A 6,097-nucleotide genomic window follows, 5' to 3' on the forward strand; every position below is an offset into this window, starting at 1 on the left:
ATGCAGAGATTGCGGCAGGCTAGTCGAAAATGTCGCGCTTCTGCGCCGATTTCTCTCTCCGACGGTACTTCGGAAAGCGCCACTACGCCTGCGACAACTCCAACATTGGGGAGCTTTCTCCAGTGGGGTCGGGCGCTTCGCCGACGGGGTCGACGAGCGGAGCCTATCGCTGAAGGCGGCGGTGCGGTTCTGAAGCTCCTGAGGAAGGAAGCTGAAAGCGCCGTTCGCGCTCACTGTCTTGCGATGGTTTCGGCGAGCACATAGGCCGGCGTCTTCACCCGCAGGGGCTCAGGCGCGCTTGGGCTCGATGCCATTTGGAGCGGCGCTTATCGCGCCGCGAAGCTGCTCGATCGTGAAGGGCTTGTTGAGGACGATCGTCTCGCGCAGCTCGGGAATGAGCGCGGGCCCCTCGGCATAGCCGCTGATGATGATGCCGGGGATGCCGGGGCAAATACGCTTCGCCCGTTTCAGGATTTCGTCCCCCGAGATGACCGGCATCGCATAATCGGTGACGATGAAATCATAGTCGGCGCAGCTTTGCTTCAGCCGCTTGAGCGCGGCGGCGCCGTCGCCAAGCGCGTCGACCTTGTGCCCCAGGTCGCGCAGCATCGCCGCGGTGGTTTCCCGCACCGCCTCGTGATCGTCGACCAGCAGGATGCTGAGCGGGGCGTCCGGCCCCTCGGCGACCGGCGGCTCGGCGGATGGTTGCGGCCGGTCGGTCCCGCGGGCGCGAGGGAGCCAGAGGTCGATGCGGGTGCCCTTGCCGACTTCGCTCTGGATGTCGATCGTGCCGCCGGACTGGCGGGCGAAGCCATAGACCATCGACAGGCCGAGGCCGGTTCCCTTGCCCGCCTCCTTCGTCGTGAAGAACGGCTCGGTCACCTTGGTCAGCATCTCGGGCGCGATGCCGCTTCCCTCGTCGGCGACGGTGATGACGACATAATCGCCGGCCTCGATCCCGAGCGCATTGCGGGCCGGCGCGTCCCGGTTGCCGATCACGAAGGTGATGAGCCCGCCCTGCGGCATCGCGTCGCGCGCATTGATGGCGAGGTTCATCAAGGCGAGCTCGAGCTGGGTCGGATCGGCATAGGCTCGCCAGGCGTCCCCGGCGATGCGCCATTCGATCTCGACCAGGCCGCCCAGCGTATGGGACAGGATCTCGGCGAGCGAGGTCGAGAGCGCCGACAGGTCGATGTCGCCCGGCCGAAGCTGCTGCCGCCGGGAGAAAGCGAGGAGGCGGCTGACCAGCTCCGAGCCCTGCTCGGCCGCGCGCCTCGTCATGCCGAGGATCCTGCCCTCTTCCTCCGCCAGCGGCACCCGGCGCTCGATCAAAGTCAGACCGCCCAGCACCGCCGCGAGCAGATTGTTGAAATCATGGGCGATCCCGCCGGTCAGCTTTCCGATCGCGTCCATCTTGTGGGCATGGAGCAGCTGGTGCTCCAGCTCCTTGCGCTCGGATACGTCGAGCAAGGTGCCCGCATATTGCGGCCGGGCGCCGGTCCCGCCAGGCAGCAGGACCGCCTGGTCGAGGAAATGCTTGTATTCGCCGTCGGCGCATCGCCAGCGATACTCGATCGCCATCGCGCCGCTCGCCGCGCGTTCGCTTATGGCGGCGATGACGCGCTCGCGGTCGTCCGGATGCAGCCGATCGGCCCATAAAGTCGGGACGCGCAGCACATCCTCAAACTCGAAGCCGGTCACGCTGCGGAAATTGCCGCCGACGAACTGGGGCACGCGGGGCGAGTCGTCGCGCGATTCAAGATAGAGGACGATCGGCAGCGACTGGATGATCGCCGCCTGCCGCTGCTCGGCCAGCCGCAGCTCCTGCTCGACGCGCAGCCGCTCCGCATTGGCCTTGAGATTCGCGTCGAGCAGCGCCTGCTCCTGCTCCGCCTTGCGCTGGACCTCGCGGGTCATCGCGAACAGGTCGACGAACACCGCGACCTTGGATCGCAGCACGACGGGCTCGACCGGCTTGAACACATAGTCGACGGCGCCCATCGCGTAGCCGCGCAGCAGATGCTCCTTCTCCTTGTTCACCGCCGAGAGGAAGACGATGGGCACGCGCCGCGTCTGCTCGCGGCTGCGGATGATCCGGGCCGTTTCGTAGCCGTCCATGCCGGGCATGAAGACGTCGAGCAGGATGACCGCGAACTCCTCGCGCAAGAGATGCCGGAGCGCTTCCTCACCCGATGACGCCACCTCGATATCCGCGATGTCCTCCAGGACGGTGCGGATCGCGAGCAGATTATGCTCGTCGTCGTCGACAATGAGCACCCGCGCGCGCGGGATATCGGCCGGCGCGGCGTCTGCCACCGCCGACTCCTGCGGCTGATCCGCGATCAGTCGCGCGACCGGCATTTTCGTCGGCCTTGCGCTCATTCGGCGGCCTGTTCCGTGGCGAGCGGCTCGGCCGCCAGCGCCGGTCCTTCCTTGTCGCTGATCCAAACCCGGAGCAGGGCGAGGAGCAGCTCGATGTCGACCGGCTTGGCGATATAGTCCGATGCGCCGGCATCGAGGCATTTTTGGCGATCGCCCTTCATCGCCTTGGCGGTGACGGCGATGAGCGGCACGTCCGCCAGCTCAGGCTTGGCCCGGATCTGGCGCATCGTCTCGTAGCCGTCCATTTCGGGCATCATGATATCGATCAGCGCCGCGTCGATGCCCGGCGTCTGCTCGAGGATGAGAATGCCGTCTTGGCCGCGCTCGGCGTGCATGACCTCGACATTGTAATTTTCGAGGACGCTGGTGAGCGAGTAGATGTTGCGGATATCGTCATCGACGATGAGCACCTTGGCGCCTTCCAGCTCGGGAACGCGCAAGGCGATCGCACTATCCTGAACCCTCTCGCGGCCCGGCCGCTTCTTCTTGGCGGACTTGGGCTGCTTGGCGATCTTGCCGAACATGCGCTGGAGATCCTCGTGCGCGGCGGGCTTACCGGTGATCTCCAGGGCCCCGAGCTTGGTTGCCGCGTCGGCCCCTTCGGCGCCTGAGATCACATGGATCGGAATCCGGCCCGTGACCGGATCGTGCTTCAGGAGATCGAGCAGGACGAAGCCGTTGATGTCGTCGAGCCCCAGATCGAGCGTGATCGCGTTGGGCTGGAGCTTGCGGGCGAGCGCCAGCGTGCCGGCGCCGGCCGTCGATACGACGCCCTTGAGGCCCGCCGAGCGCGCAAGGTCGAGCAGGACCGAGGCGAAGGTCACATCGTCCTCGACGATGAGGACGAACGGATCGGAGCCGAGATCGTCCCGGTCGTCGCTGACGTCCAGGGAGCCCGGCAAGGCGGAAGGAACCGCGGCGCCGGTATTTTCGTAGCGCGCCGTGCTCGCGCCCTGCGGCGCCGAGATCGCCGCGGCGGCCAAGGGAACGAACAGGGTGAAGGTCGATCCCTTGCCCGGCAAGGAGCGTACCTGCAACTCGCCGCCGAGCAGCCGGGCGATCTCGCGGCTGATCGACAGGCCAAGGCCGGTGCCGCCGAACCGGCGGCTGGTCGTCGCGTCGGCCTGCTGGAACGCCTCGAAAATCAGCTTCTGCTTGTCTTCGGGGATGCCGATACCGGTGTCGGTCACCGCGATCTCGATCGCCTGCTCGACATTGCGGAGGACCGGGTGGTTCGTGCTCCATCCCTGATCGGCAGCGCGGACGGACAAGGTCACGCTGCCTTCCGGGGTGAACTTGAAGGCGTTGGAAAGGAGGTTGAGGACGACCTGCTGCAGCCTCTTCTCGTCGGTGCGGATCGCCTCCGGGAGATTGTCGTCGAACTGCACCTGGAACTGCAGCCCCTTGTCCGCCGCGAGCTGCCGGAAGGTGCGCTCCATATGCTGCCTGAGGCTGGCCAGCGGCATGTCGCCGGTCTCGATCGAGATCGTGCCGGATTCGATCTTCGACAGGTCGAGGATATCGTTGATCAGGCTCAGAAGATCCGAGCCGGCGGAATGGATCGTGCGCGCGAACTCGGTCTGCTTGTCGTTGAGATTGCCGTGCGGATTGTCGGCGAGCAGCTTGGACAGGATCAGCAGCGAATTGAGCGGGGTGCGCAGCTCATGGCTCATATTGGCGAGGAACTCTGACTTGTACTTCGACGTGAGGCTGAGTTGCTCGGCCTTCTCCTCGATCGCGCGCCGCGCCATGTCGATTTCGAGATTCTTCTCCTCGACCTGCTTCTTCTCATTCTCGAGCAGCTGGGCCTTCTCCTGAAGCTCCTCGTTCGTCGCGTGCAGTTCCTCCTGCTTGGTCGTCAGCTCGGTCTGGCGGGCCTGCAGCTCCTGCGTCAGCAGCTGTGACTGCGAAAGCAGGCCTTCCGTCCGCATCGTCGCGGCGATCGTGTTGAGCACGATGCCGATCGATTCCATCAGCTGGTTGAGGAAATTGTGGTGGGTCTCGTTGAACTCGCCGAACGAGGCGAGCTCGATGACCGCCTTCACCTCATCCTCGAACAGGGCGGGAAGGACGGCGATATTGGCCGGCGACGACTGGCCGAGACCCGAGCCGATCCGGATGAAGTCGCCCGGAACGTTCTCGAGCAGGATCGGCCGCTTGTCGGCCGCCGCCTGCCCGACCAGCCCTTCGCGCAGGTCGAACTGGCGCCGCAGCGCGTCGTGGCTTTCCGCGCCATAGCTGGCGACGAGATCGAGCCGGGTCTCGTCCTCCTCGCGCTTGGTGACGTAGAACACGCCATATTGCGCGTTCACCAGCGGCGCGAGCTCCGACATGATGAGGTTCGAGACGGTCGCCAGGTCGCGCTCGCCCTGCAGCATACGCGAGAAGCGGGCGAGGTTGGTCTTCAGCCAGTCCTGCTCCGCATTCTTGAGCGTCTGCTCCTTCAGATTGCGGATCATCTCGTTGATATTGTCTTTGAGCGCCGCCATCTCGCCCGACGCTTCGACCGCGATCGATCGGGTGAGGTCGCCCTTGGTCACCGCGGTCGCCACCTCGGCGATCGACCGAACCTGATTGGTGAGATTGGCCGCAAGCTCGTTGACGTTATCGGTGAGGTCGCGCCACAGGCCGGCGGCGCCTGGCACGCGCGCCTGGCCTCCGAGCTTGCCTTCGATGCCGACCTCGCGGGCCATGTTGGTGACCTGGTCGCCGAAGGCGGACAGCGTATCGATCATGAAGTTGATCGTCTCGGCCAGCGCGGCGATCTCGCCTTTGGCGTCGACGGTGAGCTTGCGCTTGAGATTGCCCTGCGCGACCGCGGTGACGACGTCGGCGATGCCGCGCACCTGGTTGGTCAGGTTGGTCGCCATCAGGTTGACGTTGTCGGTCAGGTCCTTCCAGGTGCCGCCGACGCCCGGCACCTGCGCCTGGCCGCCCAACTTGCCTTCGGTGCCCACCTCGCGGGCGACGCGGGTCACCTCCGAGGCGAACCCGTTGAGCTGATCGACCATCACGTTGATGGTGTTCTTCAGCTCGAGAATCTCGCCCTTCACATCGACGGTGATCGTCTTGGAAAGGTCGCCGCGCGCCACGGCCGTGGTCACCTCGGCGATGTTGCGGACCTGACCGGTGAGGTTCTCGGCCATCGGGTTGACGTTGTCGGTGAGGTCCTTCCAGGTGCCGGCGACGCCGCGCACTTGCGCCTGGCCGCCGAGCTTGCCCTCGGTGCCGACCTCACGGGCGACGCGGGTGACCTCGGAGGCGAAGGAGTTCAGCTGGTCGACCATCGTGTTGATGGTCTGCTTGAGCTCAAGAATTTCGCCCTGCACGTCGACGGTGATCTTCTTGGAAAGATCGCCCAGCGCCACCGCGGTCGTCACCTCGGCGATGTTGCGCACCTGGCCGGTGAGGTTGGCCGCCATCGCGTTCACATTGTCGGTGAGGTCCTTCCAGGTGCCACCGACGCCCTCGACCTGGGCCTGACCGCCAAGCTTGCCCTCCGAGCCCACCTCGCGGGCGACGCGGGTCACCTCGGAGGCGAAGGAGTTGCGCTGATCGACCATCACGTTGATGGTGTTCTTGAGCGCGAGGATCTCGCCCTTCACCTCGACGGTGATCTTCTTCGAAAGGTCGCCGGACGCGACCGCGGTCGTCACTTCGGCGATGTTGCGCACCTGGCTGGTCAAATTCTCCGCCATCAGGTTGACGTTGTCGG

The 6,097-nt window shown here is 65.5% G+C and carries 2 protein-coding genes; both read right to left on the minus strand.

The annotated features are described in order from the left end of the window. Nucleotides 1-288: 288 nt before the first annotated feature. Nucleotides 289-2,316: a response regulator gene (locus ACT4N3_RS09180; protein WP_444854917.1), complete on the minus strand. Its 2,028-nt coding sequence runs from the start codon at nucleotides 2,314-2,316 to the stop codon at nucleotides 289-291. A 62-nt stretch (nucleotides 2,317-2,378) separates the two neighbouring features. Next, entirely contained in the window at nucleotides 2,379-6,080 is a 3,702-nt protein-coding gene (locus tag ACT4N3_RS09185; RefSeq protein WP_444854918.1) for a HAMP domain-containing protein, read from the minus strand. Nucleotides 6,081-6,097 lie beyond the last annotated feature (17 nt).

This window comes from Sphingosinicella sp., from assembly GCF_052388015.1.
Classification (GTDB): Bacteria; Pseudomonadota; Alphaproteobacteria; order Sphingomonadales; family Sphingomonadaceae; genus Allosphingosinicella.

Coding starts and splice junctions, on each gene's coding strand:
- ACT4N3_RS09185 (WP_444854918.1), bottom strand. CDS start 6,080: ATGGCGGAGAATTTGACCAGCCAGGTGCGCAACATCGCCGAAGTGACG.